17 protein-coding genes are annotated in these 21,399 nt (G+C 73.2%); 9 read left to right on the forward strand and 8 right to left on the reverse strand.

Going from position 1 to position 21,399, the window contains the following annotated elements:
• Nucleotides 1-119 precede the first annotated feature (119 nt).
• Complete coding sequence (locus CFW40_RS21815) at nucleotides 120-803, reverse strand: bifunctional DNA primase/polymerase (protein WP_176956417.1); 684 nt, start codon at nucleotides 801-803, stop codon at nucleotides 120-122.
• Between the two features lie 447 nt (nucleotides 804-1,250).
• Here CFW40_RS21815 and CFW40_RS21820 point away from each other — a divergent pair, with 447 nt between their 5' ends.
• Nucleotides 1,251-2,648, forward strand: coding sequence for a transcriptional regulator (locus CFW40_RS21820; protein WP_088799470.1), 1,398 nt, complete (start codon nucleotides 1,251-1,253; stop codon nucleotides 2,646-2,648).
• A gap of 284 nt (nucleotides 2,649-2,932) precedes the next feature.
• Nucleotides 2,933-4,783: a hypothetical protein gene (locus CFW40_RS38730; protein WP_305532193.1), complete on the forward strand. Its 1,851-nt coding sequence runs from the start codon at nucleotides 2,933-2,935 to the stop codon at nucleotides 4,781-4,783.
• Between the two features lie 57 nt (nucleotides 4,784-4,840).
• Here the strand turns inward: CFW40_RS38730 and CFW40_RS21830 are convergent, their stop codons facing one another.
• Nucleotides 4,841-6,193 (reverse strand): ABC transporter substrate-binding protein, encoded by a 1,353-nt coding sequence (locus tag CFW40_RS21830; protein ID WP_088799472.1) that lies wholly within the window; start codon nucleotides 6,191-6,193, stop codon nucleotides 4,841-4,843.
• A gap of 117 nt (nucleotides 6,194-6,310) precedes the next feature.
• Here CFW40_RS21830 and CFW40_RS21835 point away from each other — a divergent pair, with 117 nt between their 5' ends.
• Both CFW40_RS21835 and purU read left to right on the forward strand, forming a co-directional pair.
• Entirely contained in the window at nucleotides 6,311-6,823 is a 513-nt protein-coding gene (locus CFW40_RS21835; protein WP_088802282.1) for a hypothetical protein, read from the forward strand.
• A gap of 32 nt (nucleotides 6,824-6,855) precedes the next feature.
• The gene (purU, locus tag CFW40_RS21840) at nucleotides 6,856-7,746 is read left to right on the forward strand and encodes a formyltetrahydrofolate deformylase (RefSeq protein WP_088799473.1); all 891 of its coding nucleotides are present in this window, start codon (nucleotides 6,856-6,858) and stop codon (nucleotides 7,744-7,746) included.
• A gap of 212 nt (nucleotides 7,747-7,958) precedes the next feature.
• On the opposite strand, the gene CFW40_RS21845 is transcribed toward purU, so the two are convergent.
• Both CFW40_RS21845 and CFW40_RS21850 read right to left on the reverse strand, forming a co-directional pair.
• Nucleotides 7,959-9,296 (reverse strand): zf-HC2 domain-containing protein, encoded by a 1,338-nt coding sequence (locus CFW40_RS21845; RefSeq protein ID WP_088799474.1) that lies wholly within the window; start codon nucleotides 9,294-9,296, stop codon nucleotides 7,959-7,961.
• Entirely contained in the window at nucleotides 9,293-9,985 is a 693-nt protein-coding gene (locus CFW40_RS21850) for an RNA polymerase sigma factor (protein ID WP_088799475.1), read from the reverse strand. Before CFW40_RS21850 ends, CFW40_RS21845 begins: the two co-directional genes overlap by 4 nt.
• A 482-nt stretch (nucleotides 9,986-10,467) precedes the next feature.
• On the opposite strand from CFW40_RS21850, the gene CFW40_RS21855 reads away from it, so the two are divergent.
• Nucleotides 10,468-10,842 (forward strand): STAS domain-containing protein, encoded by a 375-nt coding sequence (locus tag CFW40_RS21855; protein ID WP_030087372.1) that lies wholly within the window; start codon nucleotides 10,468-10,470, stop codon nucleotides 10,840-10,842.
• Between the two features lie 183 nt (nucleotides 10,843-11,025).
• Here CFW40_RS21855 and CFW40_RS21860 read toward each other — a convergent pair whose 3' ends face one another.
• The 3 genes from CFW40_RS21860 to CFW40_RS21870 form a co-directional block, all read right to left on the reverse strand.
• A complete protein-coding gene (locus tag CFW40_RS21860; RefSeq protein ID WP_371127277.1) occupies nucleotides 11,026-12,447 on the reverse strand; it encodes a sensor histidine kinase in 1,422 nt (473 codons plus the stop codon).
• A gap of 65 nt (nucleotides 12,448-12,512) precedes the next feature.
• A complete protein-coding gene (locus CFW40_RS21865; RefSeq protein ID WP_088799476.1) occupies nucleotides 12,513-13,175 on the reverse strand; it encodes a response regulator transcription factor in 663 nt (220 codons plus the stop codon).
• 336 nt (nucleotides 13,176-13,511) lie between these two features.
• Complete coding sequence (locus CFW40_RS21870; RefSeq protein WP_088799477.1) at nucleotides 13,512-13,823, reverse strand: hypothetical protein; 312 nt, start codon at nucleotides 13,821-13,823, stop codon at nucleotides 13,512-13,514.
• Between the two features lie 200 nt (nucleotides 13,824-14,023).
• Between CFW40_RS21870 and CFW40_RS21875 the strand changes: the two genes are divergently transcribed.
• Nucleotides 14,024-15,274 (forward strand): DNA-binding protein, encoded by a 1,251-nt coding sequence (locus CFW40_RS21875; RefSeq protein WP_088799478.1) that lies wholly within the window; start codon nucleotides 14,024-14,026, stop codon nucleotides 15,272-15,274.
• A 127-nt stretch (nucleotides 15,275-15,401) separates the two neighbouring features.
• Nucleotides 15,402-16,094 carry an HAD family phosphatase gene (locus CFW40_RS21880; RefSeq protein ID WP_256331341.1) on the forward strand — a complete coding sequence of 231 codons (693 nt, stop codon included), beginning with the start codon at nucleotides 15,402-15,404 and terminating at the stop codon, nucleotides 16,092-16,094.
• A gap of 2 nt (nucleotides 16,095-16,096) precedes the next feature.
• Here CFW40_RS21880 and CFW40_RS21885 read toward each other — a convergent pair whose 3' ends face one another.
• Entirely contained in the window at nucleotides 16,097-17,146 is a 1,050-nt protein-coding gene (locus tag CFW40_RS21885) for a hypothetical protein (RefSeq protein WP_088799479.1), read from the reverse strand.
• Nucleotides 17,147-17,437: 291 nt separating this feature from the next.
• Between CFW40_RS21885 and CFW40_RS21890 the strand changes: the two genes are divergently transcribed.
• Nucleotides 17,438-19,522: a serine/threonine-protein kinase gene (locus tag CFW40_RS21890; RefSeq protein WP_088799480.1), complete on the forward strand. Its 2,085-nt coding sequence runs from the start codon at nucleotides 17,438-17,440 to the stop codon at nucleotides 19,520-19,522.
• Between the two features lie 160 nt (nucleotides 19,523-19,682).
• Nucleotides 19,683-21,389: a succinic semialdehyde dehydrogenase gene (locus CFW40_RS21895; RefSeq protein ID WP_088799481.1), complete on the forward strand. Its 1,707-nt coding sequence runs from the start codon at nucleotides 19,683-19,685 to the stop codon at nucleotides 21,387-21,389.
• The last annotated feature ends 10 nt before the right edge of the window (nucleotides 21,390-21,399 follow it).

Consider the following 21,399-nt stretch of genomic DNA (forward strand, 5'->3'; position numbering starts at 1 on the left):
CCGGGTATCGGAGGATGCCGGGCGATGAGCGCCCCCGGCGCAGGCGGACCGGCCCGGGCCGGCGCGGCGCCCTCAAGGGGAATCGGCCGGTCCGGGGGAGTCGCCCCGGACCGGTCGGATCAGCGCCCCCGGGCCGCGACCGCGTCCCGTGCGCAGGCGTACGCGAGCGGGCTGATCAGTTCCTCGGCGTCCGGCAGCCAGCGATTGGCGGCGGTGGGGCGGCGCGCCCACTGCACCGAGCCGTGCGCGCCCACCCGGGTCGGCGGCGCGGCGATGTACTCGCCCTCGCCGCGGCAGATCAGATCGAGCGCGGCCGGCGCCCAGCCCAGGCTCCGTACCAGCGCCGGGACCTTCACCGAGGCGCCGGGAAGAACGAGGAAGAGCATCCGCCGGCCAGGGGTGCACGTCACCGGTCCCAGCGGCAGCGCCATCCGTTCCATCCGGGCCAGCGCCAGACAGCCCGCGGTCTCGGGGACATCCAGCGCCTCGAACGCCCGGCCCGTCGGCAGCAGGATCGAGGCCCGCGGCTGCTTGCTCCACATCCGGCGGACGGCGGTGGCGCTGCCGGTGGCCTGTCCGGCCCAGCCGGGGGCGGTCGGGTGCGCGCCGGGCGCCGCGCAGTCACGGGCGTCGCACGAGCAGCGCAGGGTGTCGCCGTCGTGTTCCAGCCATGCGCCGGGGAACACGTCCCAGTGCCGTTCCTCCGCGTAACGCACCGCGGTGTCGAGCAGCTCCTCGCCACGCTGCTTGCCGCGCTGCCCGGGGATCTGCGAGGTACTTGTGACTCCTATGGTCTCTTCCACGCTGAGGACAACTTCCGGTGTCACCAAGGGTTACGGCCGGACGGCCGGCCCCCCGGCGCATCGTTCTCGCACGTGGGGCGCATGGGTGCACCGGTGGGGGCGCATATGCGGGCGGGGTCCGGGGAGCGGGTAGCCACCTGCCTGACGGGCGGAGAGGCCGCCCGGCGGCAGGCCGAAGTGAACCCGGGGGAGCCCGGCACGGCGGCGCCGCGATCTGTGCACGGCACCGCGCCCGCCCTACTCGTGAACGAGCGCTGCGCACCGAGGATGCTCCGGACAGGGCCTAAAACGCTCACAACTGAGCATCCGCTGCAAAGTGCGTATCACTCCGATCTCTCCTATCGCGCATATCCCGGATCTCTCGGATATCCGGCATATTCACGGGGAATCGATCACGAGGAACGGCGTTCGCCGGTGAACGCACAGCGGTACTCAGGGGGTACATGCATGGCCGCCAGGCCACTCGTCGCACGCCAGCCCAACGAACGGCTGCAGACGCTGATCCAGGAAGCCGCCTGCTCCAACGCGGGGCTCGCCCGCCGCGTCAACATGTGCGGTGCGGAGCACGGTCTCGACCTCCGCTACGACAAGACCTCCGTGGCCCGATGGCTGCGTGGGCAGCAGCCGCGGGGCCGCGCTCCGGCCGTCATCGCGGAGGCGCTGGGGCGCAAGCTGGGGCGCACGGTCACCATCGACGAGATCGGGATGGCCGACGGCAAGAACCTCGCCTCCGGGGTGGGGCTGCAGTTCTCGCCGACCGTCCTCGGGGCCATCGAGCAGGTCTGCGAGCTGTGGCGCAGCGACGTCGGGCGGCGCGACTTCCTCAGCGGTTCCACGGTCGCGGCCTCCGCGCTGGTCGAGCCCAGCCGCGACTGGCTGATCACCGGAACGGACAGCCAGGTCGCCCGGAACGCCGGTGCCCGGGTCGGGATCTCCGACGTCGAGGCGGTACGCGCCATGACCACGGCGCTCAGCGAACTCGACCACCGCTTCGGCGCCGGGCACGTCAGACCGGTCGTCGTGCACTACCTCAACAGCGTGGTCTCGGGGCTGCTGGCCGGTTCGTACCGCGAGTCCGTCGGACGGGAACTCTTCGCCGCCGTCGCGCGGTTGACCGAACTCGGCGGCTACATGGCCGTCGACACCGGTCAGCCCGGACTCGCCCAGCGCTACTACATCCAGGCGCTGCGGCTCGCCCAGGCGGCCGGCGACCGCGGCTACGGCGGCTATGTCCTGGCCGCGAGCATGAGCCATCTCGCCGCCTCGCTGGGCAATCCCCGGGAGATCGCCCAGCTCGCACGCGCCGCCCAGGAGGGCGCCCGGGGTCATGTCACCCCGCGCGCGGAGGCGATGTTCTGCGCGGCGGAGGCGCGCGGACACGCCCTGATGGGCGACGGCCGGGCCTTCCAGGTGGTGGCGGGCCGGGCGGTCGCCGCGATGGAGCGTGCCGACGCGTCGGCCGAGGCGGGCGACGACCCGGTCTGGATCTCGCACTTCGACCAAGCTTATCTGGCCGATGAACTCGCCCACTGCCACCGCGACTTGGGGCAGCCGGGGCCCGCCGGACAGCGTGCGCAGGAGGCGCTGGACGGGCACCCGGAGGGCCGGGCGCGGCGACGGGCCATCGGTCTGCTGCTGCTGGCCGGTGCCCAGGCGCAGCAGCGGGAGGTGGAGCAGGCCTGCCATACGGGCACCCAGGCGGTCGAGCTGCTGAGCGGGCTGCGTTCGGACCGCGGTGCGGAGTATCTGGAGGACTTCCAGCTGCGTCTGGAGCCCTTCCGGGACGAACCGGTGGTGCGGGAATTCAGCAGCCGACTGGAGCTGAGGGCCACGGCGGCGGCGTGAACGGCGCCGCGGAAAGCGTGAACAACGCCTCACCGCGGAAGCGGCGGCGGTACGGCGCCGGAGCGGCCGCTTCGGCGTAAGGCTTCCTCGCGCAGCCTCGTTGTACGGCTTTATTGTACGGCGTCGGGTATGTCGTACGCCGTCGGGCGGGCCGCGCGCCGGGCCCGCCCGGTGCGTGCCGGGGGCGGACGGTCGTGGTGACCAGGCGACGTGGTCGAACGTTGCTGCGACCCGGTAGCGTGCAGCCGACGATTCCGTAGGTCTGCACGTTGGTAGGAGTCACGGTGACGCAGAGCGGACAGGGTCACGACCCGCAGAATTCTGCGGCCGGTCCCGCGCGAGAGGGCATTGTGCTGCCCGCCAACGGTGAGCCCTGGGTGCCCGACCAGCAGGCCGCACCGCCGGCCGGGCAGCCGTGGGGCCAGCCCTGGGGACCCGGCCCGCAGGCCGCGCCCGCCCCGCAGCAGGGGTACGGCGAGGGGCCCGGCTCGTACGGCGAGGCGTCCGCCCCGCAGCAGGCGCAGACGTACGGCCAGGGGTACCAGCAGCCGCAGCCGCAGGCGCATGCCCAGGGCCAGGGTCAGGGGCAGCAGGGTTACGGCCAGGGCCCGCACGGATTCGCCCCGGAGCAGGGGCAGCACGCCCAGGCACCCCAGGCACCCCAGTCCTCTCCTGCCTCCCCGGCGCCCGCCCCGCAGCCGCAGCAGTCGCAGCAGCCGCAGGGCGGCCAGGGCTTCCCGGCGGCGCCCCAGGGGCAGCCTCCGGTACCGCCGCTGCCGCCCTCGATGCCGCAGCAGGCGCCCCAGCCGCCGCAGCAGAACCAGCCGCCGCAGCAGACCCAGCAGTACGGCCAGCCGCCGCAGGGCCCGTCCGGAGAGCTGGTGCGGGCGACCCCGCAGACCGGTGCGCCGCTGCCGCCCGCCGCGAGCGACGCGGAGGCCACCGCGCTCATCCCGCCTTTCCACGAGCAGTCCGGCTTTGACCAGCAGCCCGGCGGCCCGGGTGCCGCGCCGCTGCCGCCCGAGGCGGGCACCCGGCCCGAGACGCCGGACGAATCCACCACGATGCTGCGCGCCATCAAGCCGAACCAGGCCAGACCCCAGGCCCAGCCGATGCCGCAGTCGCAGCCGATGCCCGGTGCCCAGGGCGCGGGCGACGCCGAGGCCACCCAGCTCATCGCGCCGGTCGGCGCCGCCGCACCGCCCCCGCCGCCCGGCGCGCCGTACGGCGTCCGCCCCGGTGCGCCCGGCGACCGTGCCACCCCGGCCGAGTTCGACGGCCTGTTCCGTGACGGGCCGGGCGCACCCGGCGGACCCAGCGCCCCGGACTCCACCGCACAGCTGCCGCGCTTCGAGGACCCGGGCCGCCCGCCGTACGGCCAGCAGGGCCAGGGGTACCAGGGCCACGGGCAGCAGGGGCAGGGCTACCAGGGCCAGCAGTTCCCGCCCGGCGGCGGCTACGACCAGCAGGCCTCGTACGACGGCGACGGTGGCGGCCGCCGCAAGCTCGCCCCGGCCGTGATCGTCGGCATCGTCATCGTGGCGCTCGCGGGGGCCGGCCTCGGCCTCGGCTGGGCGCTGAGCGGGGGAGGCGACGAGCCCGCGGCGAAGAAGCAGGACGCCGGAGCCGGTACGACGAAGGCGGCCAAGGATTCGGAGCAGCCGAAGCCGTCCGCCGATCCGGCCGAGGCGCAGGCCAAGGGCCTGGACGCGCTGCTGGGCGACAGCAACAACAGCCGTTCCTCGGTGATCGACGCCGTCAACAGCATCAAGACCTGCAGCAACCTCGGCGGCGCGGCCAAGGACCTGCGGGCCGCGGCCGGCCAGCGCAACGACCTGGTGAAGCGGCTGCAGCAGCTGCCCGTCGACAAGATCCCCAACCACGCCCAGCTGACCGCCATGCTGACCAAGGCCTGGCAGTCCTCGGCGGCCGCGGACAACCACTACGCGGCCTGGGCCGGCCAGGTCGGCAGCAAGAAGGGCTGCCACAAGGGCAAGGCCCGGCCCAGCAGGCAGGCCGCCCAGGGCAATGCGGCCAGCGGCCAGGCGACCACGGCCAAGAAGCAGGCGGCCCAGATCTGGAACCCGCTCGCCAAGAAGTACGGCCTGTCGGAGCGCCGCCCCGAACAGCTCTGAGCGTGCCGCCCCGAACAGCTCTGAACAGGCGCCCGCGCAGCGGCCGGCGCAGGGACCTCAGCTGTCCGTGCGCCGCCGTTCCAGCGTCTTGGCGACGTTCACGAAGCCGTCCTGGGCGGCGGTCAACTCGCCGTCCCTGACGACCTGGTAGGTCACCATCCCGTTCACGATGCGCGGGAAGTCCTGGACGGCGAGCATGTCCTCGTCCCGCCAGCGCAGCTTCGGGGTCAGGCCGCCGGTGTCGATGGCGTGGTCACCGCGGTCCAGCGTCGTCTGCAGGGCGTGCGGGGTGATGTCGTCCACGCCCGCGTCGTCGAGCTGCCCGATCAGGGCGCGCAGCACGGTGTAGGCGATCCAGGTCGTCTGGACGCCCTGGTCGGCCGGGTCGATGCGGTTGTCGTCGAAGGCGAAGTCGTTGATGACCTTGCGCATCGGCTGCCAGCGCGGATCGTGCGCGACCGGGTACCAGCCGGTGATGTCCGCGTCCTCCAGTGGCCCGGCGCTGCCGCCCGTACGGTTCAGCAGCGACTGGCCGACGCTGCCCAGGACGGAGGCGACCCGCACCTTGGGACGGTCCTCCTGCAGCCGCCGGAACGAGTCGAAGAACGTGTCCGTGTGGTCGCCGAGCGAGGCGGCCACACAGGAGCCGGGCGCCTTGCCGCCGGACGCCGAGGTGCCGTGGACGGCCGGGTCGGCATCCACGCCGTCCAGGGCGCGGTTCACCTCGGAGGAGTAGTCGGTGCCGTCCTCGGGCGCCTTGATGTCCTTGGCCGGGTGCCGATGGCCGTTCTGGAGGCCGGAGTTGAGCAGGGACGGCATCTGGTCGCCCTGGATGGTGTCCGGCCGGACCAGCGCGACGCGCGAGCAGTCGCCCGCCAGCTGGCGGCCGTTGCCGGCGAGCAGGGAGGCCTGGCCGCCGTTGACCGGGTAGGACAGCGGGCTCTCGAACTCCTCGTCCGAGGCCCCGTAGCCGCCGATGAAGGGGATCCCCTTGACCTCCAGCGGTGACATGAACGAGCGGCCGAACTGGCTGTACGAGCCGACGACGGCGACGGCGCCCTCGGTCACCGCGCGCTGGGCGCAGTGCGCCGCGGTCACCGAGTCGTTCTGCTCGTTGCAGGTCAGCACCTTCAGATGGTGGCCCCGGATACCGCCCCGGGAGTTGACCCAGCGGGCGTAGGCCTGGGCCATGGCCGGCATCCCCGGCATATTGGTCGCCTTGGTGCCCTCGGGGGCCCAGGTCATCACCGTGATGGGCGCCTTGTCCCCGGAATCCTCCGCCGCCCCGGCGGGCGAGCCGCAGCCCGAGAGCAGTGACGCAAGGACCGCCGTACACGCCGCCGCCGAAGCGGTGGTGGCCGCGGGAACCGAGGAGAAGGGGCGGGGGAGGGAGCGTCGCCGTCCGGTCATGGCACAGCAGCCTTCCGTCCTGCCCGGAACGGGCTGATGACGACGAGGCAATGCTCGGTGACGCAGAGGTGAACTCCGGGGGTCAGCTTGAGATCGTTGGTGAAGAACGTACGATCGATTGCTGTGCAAGGTTCGGAGAAGTCTTCCCGTCGCGGGCGCCGCTCGACCACCATGGGCGGTATGCCGCTCAACGACATGCCGTGGTGGCGCTGGCGCAGCAATGTGCGTTCCGCGCTGCACATGCTCTCCGACCCCGCCTTCCAGCAGGAGGCCTGGCTGGCCGGCCTGCCCGGGTACGGCGATGTCACCGACGCCGTCTACCGCCTCGTCGAGGACACCTGGCTGGACAATTGGTCCGCCGAGAAATACGTCGGCACGATCTTCCGGGACTCCCGGGAGGCGCAGCTCGTCGATGCCGCCGTGCTCCGGGTGCTGCGGATCATGCACCAGGTCGGCGCGGACGCTCCGGTGACCGCGTACCTGGAGCACCAGGGCTGGCCGGAGGCCGTGCACGCGGCCCGGGAGGCCCATGTGCAGCTGGCGACGGCGGACGGCGAGGACCCCGATGCCGCGCCGCGCTCGCTGGAGGTGCTGGCCATCATGACCGGTCAGGCGGACGCCCCGGCCTGACCTGCCCGGCAGGTGTGCGACCCTATGAGGTCATGAGCGAGTCGCAGCCCACCCAGCCCGGTCAGCACGATCGGAACGATCAGTACGTCCTCACCCTGTCCTGCCCGGACAAGCAAGGGATCGTGCACGCCGTGTCCAGCTACCTCTTCATCACCGGCTGCAACATCGAGGACAGTCAGCAGTTCGGCGACCACGACACCGGCCTGTTCTTCATGCGGGTCCACTTCAGCGCGGACTCCTCGGTGAGCGTCGACAAGCTGCGCGCCAGCTTCGCCGCGGTGGGCGACTCCTTCGGGATGGACTGGCAGATCCACCGGGCCGACGAGAAGATGCGGATCGTCCTGATGGTGTCCAGGTTCGGGCACTGCCTCAACGACCTGCTCTTCCGCTCCCGGATCGGCGCGCTGCCGGTCGAGATCGCGGCCGTGGTCTCCAACCACACGGACTTCGCCGAGCTGGTCGGCTCGTACGACATCCCCTTCCACCACATCCCGGTCACCCGTGACACCAAGGCCCAGGCCGAGGCGCAGCTGCTGGAGCTGGTGGAGGCGGAGAACGTCGAGCTGGTGGTGCTCGCGCGCTACATGCAGGTGCTCTCGGACGATCTGTGCAAGGCGCTGTCCGGCCGGATCATCAACATCCACCACTCCTTCCTCCCGAGCTTCAAGGGCGCCAAGCCGTACCACCAGGCGCACGCCCGCGGGGTGAAGCTCATCGGTGCCACCGCGCACTACGTCACCGCCGACCTCGACGAGGGCCCGATCATCGAGCAGGAGGTCGAGCGCGTCGGCCATGACGTCACGCCGGACCAGCTCGTGGCGATCGGCCGGGACGTCGAGTGCCAGGCGCTGGCGCGGGCCGTGAAGTGGCACAGCGAGCGCCGGGTCCTGCTCAACGGCAGCCGGACGGTCGTCTTCGCGTAGGCGCGTCGTCCTGCCGCGGCGGAGCGGTTCCCCGTCCTGCCGCGGCGGAATACCTTCCGCACCTCTCACGTTGTGGCCCCGAGGGGGCGCTCGGACCCCCTACGGGACACGTTCGACCGCCCCCTACTGGCCGGGCCCACCCCCTCTGGCGGGCGCTCCCGGAGCCCAGCCCCCGTTCCGTAGAGCCCCAGAGCCCTAGGGGGAGACACCCCCTAGAGCCGGGACAGCGACGCGGTCGCGAAGAGCACATCGCGGATCGCGTCTCGCTCGCCGTTCTGCCCGGCCGCGGCCTCCTCGGGGGAGATATGGCCCGCGGCCAGCTGGCAGAACTCGGCACTGTCCAGGGCGATATGGGCGACGGTGCGGTCCGGGGTGCCGAGCGCGGCCGGTGAGTCCAGGGCTATGTACCAGTGCCCGCCGCCGTTGCCCTCGACCTCCAGATGGAGCGTACGGCCCGGGGCGCCCGCCTCGACCAGCCGCTGCGGCGGCGCGGCGAGCCCGGCCCGACGGCGGTCGGCCAGCGCGCTGGGCAGCAGCCGGGCGGCGAGGTCGACCATCAGGTGGAGGTGCCCGGCCGCCGGGGGTTTGTACGGATAGTCCACCGCCTCCGCGATGTCCCCGGCGTGCACCCAGCACTCGAAGGCGCGGTCCAGGAACGCGTCGCGCAGCGCGAGCCGGAAGTCCCCGTACGGCACGGCGAGCTCGGCCACCTTGTCGCCGGCGAACGACACCTGCCGTATCAGCGCATAGCTCTGGTCGCGCCAGGGTGCGCGCAGGGCGAGCGGGCTGTGTTCCTCGGCGGGCGTCCGCCAGAACGTTTCCGTACGGATAAGGGGATTCGGGGCGCCCGGCGGGGCGGCCGTGCCGAGCGGGTCGGGCAGCCCGAGAGCCGTTGCGACCAGGCCGTCGACCGCCATCAGATGCCCCATGACGCCGGCGACGGTGGACTCCCGCTCGACGGGGCGCTCCCCCTCGAACCAGCGCAGCCGCACCGGAGCGCGCCACTCCGCCTCGCCCATGTCGCGCAGCAGGGCATCCAGTTTGGCGGTCTCCGCGTCGTACGGCGTCGCCCACTCGGGCACCGGGATACGGGCCGGGCGGCGGCCCAGGCAGCCCTCCAGCACCCGGGAGCGCAGCAGCGGATCGAGGTCGAGGCTGTCGGCGGGGTGCAGCAGCCCGACGGCATCGCGCAGCCGCAGCGCCTCGTCCGCGCAGGAGGCGCAGTCGGTCAGATGTGCCTCGACCGCGGCCGTCTCCTCGGCGGAGCAGGCCGACAGCGCCCAGGCGCCGAGCAGCGACTTGAGGATCCGGTGCGGCGGGCCGGCCGCCGCGGCCGGGAGGGGTACGGCAGCCGGCAGCTCGGTCACGGGCTCGGCTTCCGGTTCGCGGGGGCCCTCGCCGGTGTCCTGCGCCGGGTCGCGGACGGGGACCGGCAGGCCGTCGGGGAGCGGGCCGTGGTCCTCGGCGGCGGTGCGCGGGGAAGGTATCCGCGGCCGTTCGCCGGGGTTGCCGGGCAGCTCGCGGCCGTCCCATTCGTCCGGGCCGTTCACCGGGACCGTCCGTGTCCCGGGCCGCCGGGCGGTGCGGAGGTCCCGGGGCCGGTGTGCGGGGAGTACGGCGGGCGGGCTCCGCGGGGAGTGCGCGGCGCCTGCGGTCCATGGGTGGGTGCGGAGCGGCGGGCGGGCGGCAGGGCCTGGTGGTTGTGGGCGGTGGACAGCAGCTGCAGGCCCAGGCGGAGCCGGCGCCGGGCCTCGTCCTCCGTGACGCCGAGGTCGGCGGCGGTCTGGCGGTAGTCGCGGCGCTGGAAGTACGCCAGCTCCAGGGCGGCCCGCAGGGGCGCGGGCATGGACGTGACGATGAAGTCGGCGCGGGCCGCTGCGGAGGCCTCGCGGATCTTCTGCTCTATCTCGGCGGGCGCGGGGGCGTCGGATCCGCAGTCGCGCGCCGAGGCCGCCTCGGCCTGGCGCAGCCGCTGGACGGCCTGATGGCGGGTGACGCCGGCGACCCAGGAGCGCAGCGGGCCCTGCTTGGGGTCGTAGGAATCCGGGTGCTCCCAGATGTAGCCGAACACTTCGCGGGTCACACGGTCGGCGGCGTCCTCGTCGTCCAGGACACGGTAGGCGAGGCTGTGCACCAGGGAGGCGAAGCGGTCGTAGAGCTCACCCAGCGCGGCCGCCTCGCCGTGGGCGAGCCGCTGCTGCATCCGCCTGTCCCACCGCGGTGGGGCGTCGTGTCCCATCGGATCCCCATCCCTGCCCGGCGCCTCCGGGCTCACACCTCTGCCGTCACTCCTGCACTCGCATGCCCGGATGCACCCGCATGCCCGGACCTGTGTGCACCGTCACAGGACCCGCCGTGCCCTCGAATGTAATGCGCGGGTCTGACAACGCACGCTCCTTTGCGGCAAACCGAGCCCTGAGGGGTACGGGGATGGTAAAGCCCTGACGGACCGGTGCCCTCGCTTTGTGGCGATAATGCCCGATCGCAGTGGATCGATGCGGATCGTTCATGCCCGTATGGGGCCATGTGTTATCCGTGTGTGACCGGATCTCGGCGAAGAGCTGCGCTCTTGGGGGCATAGCCTTAGGCGTACTGCCTGTTGCGCCAAGGGTTCGGAAGAGTTTCAGGGGAGAGGGGCCGGGCAGTCGAGGCGGGGAAGGATGAGTTCCGGATGCGGTCCGTAGTCATCCGGTACGAAAGCGAGCGAAAGGCTTCGAGCGCGTGTCGTTGAAGGTGGCAGAGGACGAAAAGGGCCCCTGGGCCGTACTCCAGGTGTCCGGTGAGATGGACCTGGTCACCTCACCGGCGGTGCGCCAACATGTGCACGACGCGGTGGCGGACGGGCGGAGATCTCTGGTGCTCGATCTCTCCGAGGTGCGGTTCTGCGATTCCAGCGGTGTCGGCGTACTGATCGCCGCGCGCCGGCTGATGCGCTCCTGCCAGGGGCGGCTGCGGCTGATCCTGCCCGCCCAGGGGGCCGTGGACGGCTCACACGTCAACCGGGTGCTGGCCGCGCTGGGCGTGCGCCGGCTCTTCGAGGTCTACCCGGACCTGCGCACCGCCGTCGACGAGGCCGCCGCACCGCTCTCCGCCTGATGCCTCCGCCTGACGTCTCCGCCTGACGTCTCCGCCTGACGTCTCCGCCTGACGTCTCCGCCTGATGCCTCCTGCCTGACGCGGTGCCTGACGCGCCCCGGGCCGAGGCCGCGGGCCGACGCCTCCGGCACCACGACCGGCCCCGGTCCCCGGCCGCCGCTCCCGTTCCGTGGCCCGACCGCTCTACCTCACTTCGCCCCGCTCCACCTCGCTTCGCCCCGTTCCGTACGGGAATTCCGCCCGTACGACGAAGCCGCCGTCGGAGGTACGCCGCGCCTCCAGCGTCCCGCCGAGGCTCTGTGCGCGCTCGCGCAGCCCCACCAGGCCGTGTCCGCCCCCGGGAAGCGCGGGGACCGTCGCCGTCGCGTCCGGCGGCCCGTTGCGTATCTCCACCCGCAGCCCGTGCGCCGTACGGCCCCCGTCGGACGCCGCCGCTCCGTCCGCCGCCCCTGCCCCGTCGGCTGGCTGCGTCCCGGCGGCAGCCTGCGTCCCGTCCGCCACCTCGGCCCCGTCCGTCGCCGGGCTCCGGACCGTGTCCACCGGATCCACCCGCACCCGCACCCGCGCCCCCGGTGCATGCTTGCGGACGTTGGTCAGCGCCTCCTGGACCGTGCGGAAGGCCGCCCGCTCCACCGTCTTCGCGCCGCTCACCCCGCCGGCACCGGCCACCACTCCGCGCTCGTACGTCACATCCAGCGCGCTCATCTCGATCAGCCGCGGCAGCTCCTCCAGGTCTGGCTGGGGAGCCAGATCGCGCGCCTCCGCCGCTTCGCCGCCGTCCGCCCGCAGTACGCCCACCATGTGCCGCAGTTCCTCCAGCGTCCGTACGGACAGCTCCCGGATCGTTCTGGCACCCGCACGCGCCTCCGCGTCCTCGGTGCTCACCTGCACCGCCCCCGCCTGCAGGCTGATCAGGCTGACCTGATGGGCCACCACGTCATGCATCTCACGGGCGAGCCGGGCACGTTCGGTGGTCTTGACCCGGTCGGCGAGCAGCCGGTCCTCACGGCGCAGGCTGCGGGTCAGGTCCTCGACGCGGGAGGCGAGTTCCCGCCGGGTGCGCACCAGCAGGCCCAGGGCGATCGGCGCGGCCGAGGTGACGCTGGCGTCGATCAGCACCAGGGTGTTCTCGCGGTAGTCGGTGAGTTCGAAGTCGGAGATCGGATACGGGAAGAAGTGTGCGGCGATCAGCAGCAGCGCACAGCCGCCGAGCCGCGCGCGGCCGGGCCGGAGGGCGGCCAGGGTGTAGAGCGCGATCATCGGCGCGAACCAGATGTAGCCGATGTAGAGCCCGGGAAGGGTGAAGAGGAAGACCAGCAGCGGGAAGCGGCGGCGCACCAGCAGGGCGGCCGCCGCCGCCATCGAGACGCCCACTTCCAGGTCGAGTTCGACGCCGTTGACCAGCATCGCGTCGGCGATCGCCAGCAGCACGGGGACCGCCAGCGGGGCCACCTTGCGCAGCCGCCGCCCGACCGGGCCGCGGGTCAGCGCCCGCGCCACGCGGGTGCCGGGCGCCGGTGCGCCCCGGCCGGACGTTCTCCGGCTGCCGGGTGTGCCGGGTGTGCCGGGTGTCCCCGGGCCGGACGTCTCTCGGCGGGACGCCACGGAACCGTTCTCTCTGCCGTCCCCGCTGCCTCTGCCGTTCCCCCCGCCACTCCCGCCCCCGGTTCTCACCCCGACCCCCGAGGGGCGCCCGCCACCAGACCTGCCCGGTCGGCCACGATGGCCGCCTGGATGCGGTTGATCCCGCCCAGTTTCCCCAGCAGGGCGCGCACATGGTCCTTGACCGTACTGGGGGCGAGCCCCATCCGGTCGGCTATCTGGGCGTTGGCCAGGCCCTCGCCGAGCAGCGCCAGCACCTCGGACTCCCGCGGGGTCAGCCCGCTCACCGCCCGGTTCGCGGCGGCCTGGTCCTCGGCGGTCAGATAGCCCCCGATCACCGCGCGGGTGACCCCGGGATCGAGCACACTGCCGCCCGCCGCCAGCGTCCTTACGGCCCGTACGAGTTGTTCCGGATCGGAGTCCTTGAGCAGAAACCCGGCCGCGCCTTCGCGTAGCGCCGCCGTCAGGTACTCCTGGGCGTCGAAGGTGGTCAGCATCGCCACCACGGGCGGCTTCGAGGCGGCGCGCAGCCGGCGCAGGACGGTCAGCCCGTCCACGTCCGGCATCCGGATGTCCAGCAACACGACCTCGGCCGCGCACCGCAGCACGGTGTCCACGGCCTCGGCGCCGCTGCAGTCCGCGACCATCTCGATGTCCGGGGCGGTCCCCAGGATCATCCGCAGTCCGGATCTGACCAGCCGCTCGTCGTCCACCACAGCGACACGGATCACCGGCCGCCCCTTTCTCCTCCGCGCCCATTCGAGCTCGCAGAACCGCCCGGCGTCGCGCGATTCCGCTTCCCTGCCGTACGGGACCGCCCCGTGGCGGCCCCGTACCCCCGCCGAGCGGCGGGGGTGAGCCCGCGACCTCTGGAGGATGCCGCGGGGTTGCCCCCGCGGGCAGAGTTGTTCACATGCTGCACCACTGAAGAGGCCTCGGGCCCAAGACGCGTTGCAGTTCACATCGGCGGCCGCCGCGACCCCCACACGCGGCGGCCGCTTCGTGCGTGCGGGGGCGTTCCGGAGGGGGATCTCCCCCGCACGTCCGGCAAGCGCCCTGGCGCCTCCTCAAAACCCCAGGTCAGATGGGGTGCTGTCGTCGGCAGGCCAGGCGCCGCGGCTCTGCGCGACCCGTAAGGCGTCCTGCAGCGCGGTGCTGAGCTGGGCCGACAAAAAACGCAACTGCCGCGCATCCACCGCCGGGTCGTCGATCAGCACCCGCGCGTGCTCCAGCAGCCCCGCCCCCATCCTGAGTTGCAGCGCCTCGACCTGATCCGCCCGCCGGGAGAGCGGGCTGTCGTCCCGGTCCGTGAGGAGATAGCAGGGCTTGCCGTCCTGCCCGGTCCAGGGGAGCAGCCGGGGGGTGGCGGGTGTACTCATCGGCCGCCCTCCGCTTGCGTGTTTTGCCGATGCGTTCGGAGGGGGGTGCGGATGGGGGGAGCGTGGGTCACGTCGACCTGCTTTCGTGGGGTGGTCCGCCCCGGCCGTCAGGGACGGCGGGGCCCGTCGTGTCCGACTCTCGCGCCGACCGCCGTTCTCGCCCATCCCAACTCCCTATAGGGCCGCCCTATATTGGGGACATGGGTGACTTTGATGCCGGCCTGTGGTCGCACCCTCGGCTCGCGGCGGCCCTCCTCGACGAGGACTGGGGCGCCGTCTTCCGTACGTACCGGCGGCTTGCCGGGATCAGCCAGATGAGGCTCGGCGAGCTGGTCGGGCTGGTTCAGCCGGACGTCTCCGAGATCGAGCGCGGCCGTCGTCGGGTCACCTCGGTGGAGGTGCGGCAGCGCATCATTGCCGGGCTCGGCATCGCCCGGGAGCGGCTTTCGGCCGCGGCGCCGGGCGTGGAGGCGCTGCCGGTGCCCGGGCTCGCGTTCTCCGGAACCGCCCCCGACGAGGACCTGCTCTCACGCGTCACCAATGCCGTGGACGGCTCCCACCGTGTCGACACCGCGACCCTGGACTGGCTCGACCGTCTTCTGGCCGAACACCGAAGGGCCGAGGATTTCATCGGCTCCCGTCCGCTGGTCGCGGTGATGAGCCAGCAGCTCCGTACCGTGGTGGATCTCTATGCGGGTGCGCGGGGACCGTTGGCGGAGCGGGTGGTCCGACTCGCCGCCGAGCATGCCCAGTTCCTCGCATGGATGGCCCAGGACCAGGGGCAGTCGGCCGCCGCACTGGCGTGGTACGACCGCTCCCACGAGTGGGCCCTGGAGGCCGGGGACTCCGACATGGCTGCCACGACGCTCAGCATGAAGGCCCATATGGCCTGGTCCGGAGGCCGGGGGAATCGGTGTGTACGGCTCGCCGAGGCCGCCCGCTGGTCGGCGCCGCATACGTCACTGGGCGTGCAGGGCATGGCCGCCCAGATGGAGGCCCGGGGCCATGCGCTCAGCCATGCCCCTGACGAAGCCCATCGTCTGCTGGACGACGCCCAGGACCTGATCGGCCGCGCCGCCCAGCGCCCTGAGGACGAGCCGCCGTGGATGTACTTCTACGACGAGACCTGGTTCACCCTCCAGCGCGGCATGGCCGCCATGCACCTCGGCGACTGGCCGGGAGCCACGCGCCACATCACCACGGGCCTCGACGCCTTGCCGACCGGCTACCGCCGTGACCGGGCCTGGTACCTGTCCTGCCTGGCCCATGCCCACGCGGCAGCGGGCGAGACCGAACAGGCCCTGGCCGCAGCCTTGCTGAGCGTCCCCGATGCGGCCGACATCGGACGCCCCCATGCGTGGAACGAGCTGCACACCACAGCGTCCGTACTGCTGCGCCGACGGGTCCCGGAGGGGCGACGGCTCACGGATGCACTCAGGGAGCACGACTGACACTCGCCGCGCCGCCCCCGCCGATCCGACCGGTGAGGCGCAAGGTCGGCGACGAACGCCGCCATTCCTGCCCGATCCCGGGCAAAAACGTGGACGTTCCCAGGGTCCCGGCCTAATGTGTACGCTCATGATCAAGGACATCCGCATGCGCCCGCTCCCCACCGGCGCCGAGGCCGTGGTCTTCGACTGCGACGGCTTGCTGGTCGACACCGAGGCCTGTGCGACCGTGGCGGAAACGGCCATCTTCGCGGCGCACGGCCACCCCTTCGGGCCGGAACAGAAGGCCCTGGTCATCGGTCGCACCGTGGAGGCCGCCGGTGAGGCCATGGCGCAGTACTTCGGACGGCCCGACGCCGGTGCCGAAATCGCCGCCGACCTCCTCCAAAGGGTCCGCAAGGAGCTTTCCCGGGGTGCCGCGGCCCTCCCCGGGGCGGTGGACCTGGTGCGGGCCTGCCGGGCGGCCGTCCCGGTCGCCGTGGCCAGCAACAGCCCCCGCGAACTGCTGGACGCGGCGCTGTGGTCGGCCGGCCTCGCCGACTGCTTCACCCACTCGTTCGCCGCCGACGAGGTGCGTTCCCCCAAGCCCGCACCGGAGCTCTACCTCACGGCGTGCGCAGCCCTCGGTGCGGCCCCGGAGCATTCCGTCGCCTTCGAGGACTCGGCCACGGGCGTCGCCTCGGCACGTGCTGCCGGGCTCTATGTCGCGGCCGTACCCTCCCTTCCGGGAGCCGGCCTCGACCACGACTGGCTGGGCGACAGCCTGGCCGACCCCGCATTGCAGGACTGGGCCAGGGGGCTGGGCCGGGAAACCGGGGCGTGACGCTACTGCGGCCCCCCGCCCCGTCCCACCGCCGCCGTCCGCAACCCCTCCGTCCGCATGGCGCCGTACGGGCCGAAGCCGCGGCCGGTGGCCAGGACGACCACCGAGGTCATGGCCGCCAGGGCGTAGGCGGTCGTGACGAGCGACAGGGCGCCCTGGGGGGTTTCGTAGGAGCGGTTGAAGAAGTCCGTCACGGTCAGCAGGACGACCGTCCGCACGGTGATGTACAGCTCCAGCGCGGCGAACGTCAGGAGCGCGCCGCGCACTTCCCGGCGCCCTCGTAAGGCCAGCACCCCGAGGACGAGGAGGGCGCACACCGAGCCGATGGTGGTGAACGCGCTGGGCGCCGCCAGATCGAGGGTGCCGAGTACCGAGCCGTCGACCGCGTCGTGCAGGTAGCGCCCCACGTCCCCCTCGGGGGTCGTCAGGTCGCTGACGAGCCAGCCGAGGCGGGCCAGGCACATCACCAGGAACAGCACCCCGCAGATCCGGGACGGGCGCCGCCGCCAGGTTTCCGGGCCGTCCGCGGCCGCGGCGGACGGGTGCCCGCCGCGGCGGCGCTCGGTGGCCGGGAACATCGTGCACAGCACGACCAGTGCCACCGCCAGCCCCAGGCCACGGGTGGCGAGCACCCAGCCGCCCAGCGGGTCGTGGCCGTACAGGTCGCGGTAGGCGGGGTCAAAGAGGCCCACGCCCTCCCGCAGGGAGACGGCGAGCAGCACCCAACCGGACAGCAGCGCCGCGGAGCGTGCCACGCGTCGCCGGGCCAGTGCCAGTCCGGCGATCGCCAGGAACCCGACGGTGAAGGCCCATTCGTACGGGCCGAGGATCTGGGTCGTGGGGGAGGCGCCCGGGTTGAACAGGCCCTCCAGGAAGTCCCAGACGTTGCCGTCCCCTTGGGTGATGCCGTAGGCCGTCCAGGCGAGCAGCGCACCGGAGTAGAGGGCGAGGAACAGGGCGGTCGTTCGGTAGGCGCCGCCGTGCTCCGGGGCGGCCCGGCCCGGATCGGGGCCCGGACGGACATCCACCGTTCCACCGTCCTGCATCACCATGACCGACCCCCGATCCGCTTCTCGTGGCCACCGCACCGGTTGTTTCCCGTACGACAGCCTCACTGTGTCAAGGACGGTGGAAGAGCAGGTGGAGGTTCCACCCCGTGTGTCGTGCGGTCCGGGGTGCTCGGGGGGCAGTGCGGCCACGTCCTCTATTGGGGTAAGCGTGCCAACTGCCTCCGCAGGGGCGGTGGATCACGGCGGCCGGGGTGGCGTCACGGCATGGGCGACCTTGGCCGGTCCCCGAGGTGACGCCCTTCCCGTGCGGGGCCGGTGCGGGAAGATGGGCCCATGGGGAGCTTCGGGGGCGAGGGCCGGCTGATCGGTGGCCGGTACCGCCTGGGAGTACGGCTCGGCCGCGGCGGCATGGGGACGGTCTGGCGCGCCACCGACGAGCTGTTGGCCCGCCAAGTCGCGGTGAAGGAACTGCACTTGGACGAGGAGGCCGGTGAGGGGGAAGGCGAGGCGGCCGCCGGGTCCGAGCCGCGGGTGCAGCGTGAGCGGGCGATGCGGGAGGCGCGGACGGTCGCCGGGATCAAGCACCCGAATGTGATTGTCGTGCATGACGTCGTCGAGCAGGACGGCCGGCCGTGGATCGTGATGGAGCTGGTGGAGGGCGCGTCGCTGGCCGACCGGCTGCGGAGCGGCGGACCGGTCGCGCCGCGCGAGGCCGCCCGGATCGGTGTCGCGCTGCTGGGCGCGCTGCGGGCCGCGCACACCCGCGGGGTACTGCACCGCGACCTCAAGCCCGCCAACGTCCTGATGGAGGCGGGCACCGGCCGGGTGGTGCTCACCGACTTCGGTATCGCCCAGGTCCCCGGTGTCACCACGCTCACCGACCCCGGTGGCTTCGTCGGCTCACCCGAATACACCGCGCCGGAACGGATGTCCGGCCGCGGCACGGGGCCCGAGGCCGATCTCTGGTCGCTCGGGGTGCTGCTGTGCGCCGCGCTCAGCGGTGCCTCGCCGTTCCACCGCGACTCGCTGGGCGGTGTGCTGCATGCCGTGGTGTACGAGGACATTGAATTCCCGGAGGCCGCACGGGCGTTACGCGCCGTCGTCGAGGGCCTGCTGGAACGCGATCCGGAACGCCGGCTGGGGGTCGCCGAGACGGAGCGGCTGTTGCGCGGCTATCTGCGGTCGGGCCGCTCTCCGGAGCGGGGGGCGGACGACCAGGGGCTCGGACGCGGTCACGGTCACGGTCACGGTCATGGCCGTGGCCATGGTCACGGGGGTGACTACGCGGGCGACGGGGGCGACGGGGCCGCCGGCCGCGCCGCCGAGGCCGTGGCGGGCGCGAGCGGGCTCCCGGGGCGGGTGCCGGCCGGCCCCGGGAGCCCGCACGGCCCGCACCACCCCGGGCCCGACGTCCACGCCTGTCCGCACGACGGCCCCGGCGACGGCCTGCCCAGCGAACACCCGCCCAGCGAGGACCCGTTGGCCGCGGGTGCGCCGTCCGTGCCCCCGCCCGGCCCCGGCCGTGCGGCCACCGGGGGCGGCGACGGCGGCAGGGACGGCGGCAGGGACAGCGGCAGCGACGGCGGTGAAGCCGAAGACGCCGGGCAGCCGGGCGGGCACGCGGGCGGGCGCTCCGGCGGCCGGGCCCCGGGTGCGCCGGTCCGCGCCTCCCTCGACGACCGGGCGCTGGCGGTGGCCGCCCGGCCGCACACCGGCCGGCTCCGCACCGCTCTGCTGGTGGCCCTCGCGGCGGTGGTGATCGGCGGCGCGGGCGCGGGCCTCGCCGTCCTGCTGATGCACCCGGACGGGACGCACCCGAACGGGAGCGGCAGCAAACCCGGCGGCCGCTCCCCGCAAGCCTCGGAATCGGAAGGGGGACCTGGGCCCGCACGGACCCCCGGCCCCGTCAGCGGGCAGCCCACCGTCACCGTCACGGTCACCTCGTCGCCCTCCCCGGGGGCCACCGGCACGGTTCCCGCCGGCTACCGGCTCGTCCACGACCCGGCCGGCTTCGTGCTCGCCGTGCCGGACGGCTTCACCCGCTCGTACGAGAACGGCCGCGTCTACTACTCCTCGCAGGGCAGACGGTTCCGGATCGGCATCCAGCTGCAGAAGCGGGTCCCGGAAGGGCCGCTGGGCGCGATGCGGGCGGCGGACGCGGAGGGCCCCGCGCACTACCGCGGCTACCGCCAGGGGCAGGTCACCGAGACCACCCACAACGGGCTCCGGGCCGGGCGCTGGGAGTTCGTCTGGGACGGCGGTGCGCAGGACGGCGGCCCCCGCTGCACCTACGACCTCAGCTGGGACGAGGGCGGCCGGATGATCGACGTGTGGATCTCCTCCCCGGTCGGCGCGCGCACCGAGGCCACGCGGCACTTCGACACCGCGCTCGACGCGTTCCGGCTGACCGGGGCGTGACCCGGGGCGTGAGCCAGGGCCGTGATCACGTGTCCGGGGCCTCGGTCGGCCCAGACCAGCCCCCTTGCGGCCAGCGGACACTGGCGCGATGGTGCGTACGGCGTGAAAACTCATTACTCCCGGGTACACAAAGCGTCCGGGGAGGAATACGCTCGCCGACATGACGGACTCGCAGGACACCGGAACCGCCTCCCCCGAGGCCCCCGCCGCGGCCCCGGAGGCCCCCGCCGCCGAGGCGCCCGCCGAGACTCCCGCGGCCGACGAGGCCCCCGCCGCCCCCGCCGGCGGCAACCCGGTCGCCGCCACCCCGGCGGGCGCCCGTACCGCGGCGGATGTGGTCACCCCCGAACTCGCCGCCCGGCTCACCCGTGGTGTGGTCGGCGCGGGCCGCACCGCCAACCACACCCCGTTCACCGGCGAGAAGCTGGCCGACCTGCCCGAGTCCACCCCCGAGGACGTCGCCACCGCCTTCGAGCGGGCGCGCGTCGCCCAGGAGCGCTGGGCCAAGGTCCCGGTCAAGCAGCGCGCCGCGGTGCTGCTGCGCTTCCACGACCTGGTGCTGCGCCGCCAGGCCGAAGTGCTCGACCTGATCCAGCTGGAGACCGGCAAGGCGCGGCTGCACGCCCATGAGGAGGTGCAGGCGGTCACCGTCACCGCCCGCCACTACGGCCGCAGGGCCCACGCCTACCTCAAGCCCAAGGCCCGCACCGGCGTCGTACCGACCCTCACCAAGGTCACCGAACTCCGCCAGCCCCGGGGCGTCGTGGGGCAGATAGCCCCCTGGAACTACCCCTTGGAGCTGTCCGTCGGCGACGCCCTGCCGGCCTTCGTCGCGGGCAACGCCGTCGTCATGAAGCCCGACACGGAGACCGCGCTGACCGCGCTGTGGGCCCGGGAACAGCTCATCGAGGCCGGGCTGCCGGAGGACGTCTGGCAGGTCGTACTCGGCGAGGGCCCGGTCATCGGCCCCGCCGTCGTCGAGCACGCCGACTACGTCTCCTTCACCGGCTCGACCCGTACGGGCCGCGAGGTCGCCCAGGGCGCCGCCGCCCGGCTGGTCGGCGTCTCGCTCGAACTCGGCGGCAAGAACGCCATGTTGGTGCTGCAGGACGCCGATGTGGAGAAGGCCGCCGCCGGCGCCGTCCGTGGCTGCTTCGCCTCCGCCGGGCAGCTGTGCATCTCCATCGAGCGGCTCTACGTCCACGAGTCCATCGCCGACGACTTCCTCCAGCGGTTCGCCGCCCGGACGAAGGCGATGCGGCTGGGCAACGCCCTCGCCTACGGCGCCGACATGGGCTCGCTGGTCGGCGAGCGGCAGCTGGAGACCGTCACCCGCCATGTCGAAGAGGCCGTCGCCAAGGGCGCCCGGCTGGTCGCCGGCGGCCGCCCCCGCCCCGACATCGGCCCGCTCTTCTACGAGCCGACCATCCTCGACGGCGTCCAGGCCCCGATGGCGGTCTGCGACGAGGAGACCTTCGGCCCGGTGGTCTCCCTCTACCGCTTCAGCGACGAGGACGAGGCGGTGGCGCTCGCCAACGCCACCCCGTACGGGCTGAATTCCAGCGTCTGGACCAAGGACGGCCGACGCGGCCGTGCGGTCGCCGCCCGGCTGCGCACGGGCACGGTCAACGTCAATGAGTCCTACGCCGCCGGCTACGCCAGCGTGCAGGCGCCGATGGGCGGCATGGGGGACTCGGGCCTGGGCCGCCGGCACGGCTCCGAGGGCATCCTCAAGTACACCGAGGCGCAGACCGTCGCCCATCAGCGCCTGATGCCGCTGGCGCCGTCCTTCGGGATGACCGACGAGAAGTACGCCCAGTTCATGACCCGCAGCCTGCGCGCGATGAAGGCGCTCCGACTCCGCTAACACCCCCTCA

It is taken from the genome of Streptomyces sp. 2114.4 (assembly GCF_900187385.1).
GTDB classification, from domain to species: Bacteria; Actinomycetota; Actinomycetes; order Streptomycetales; family Streptomycetaceae; genus Streptomyces; species Streptomyces mooreae.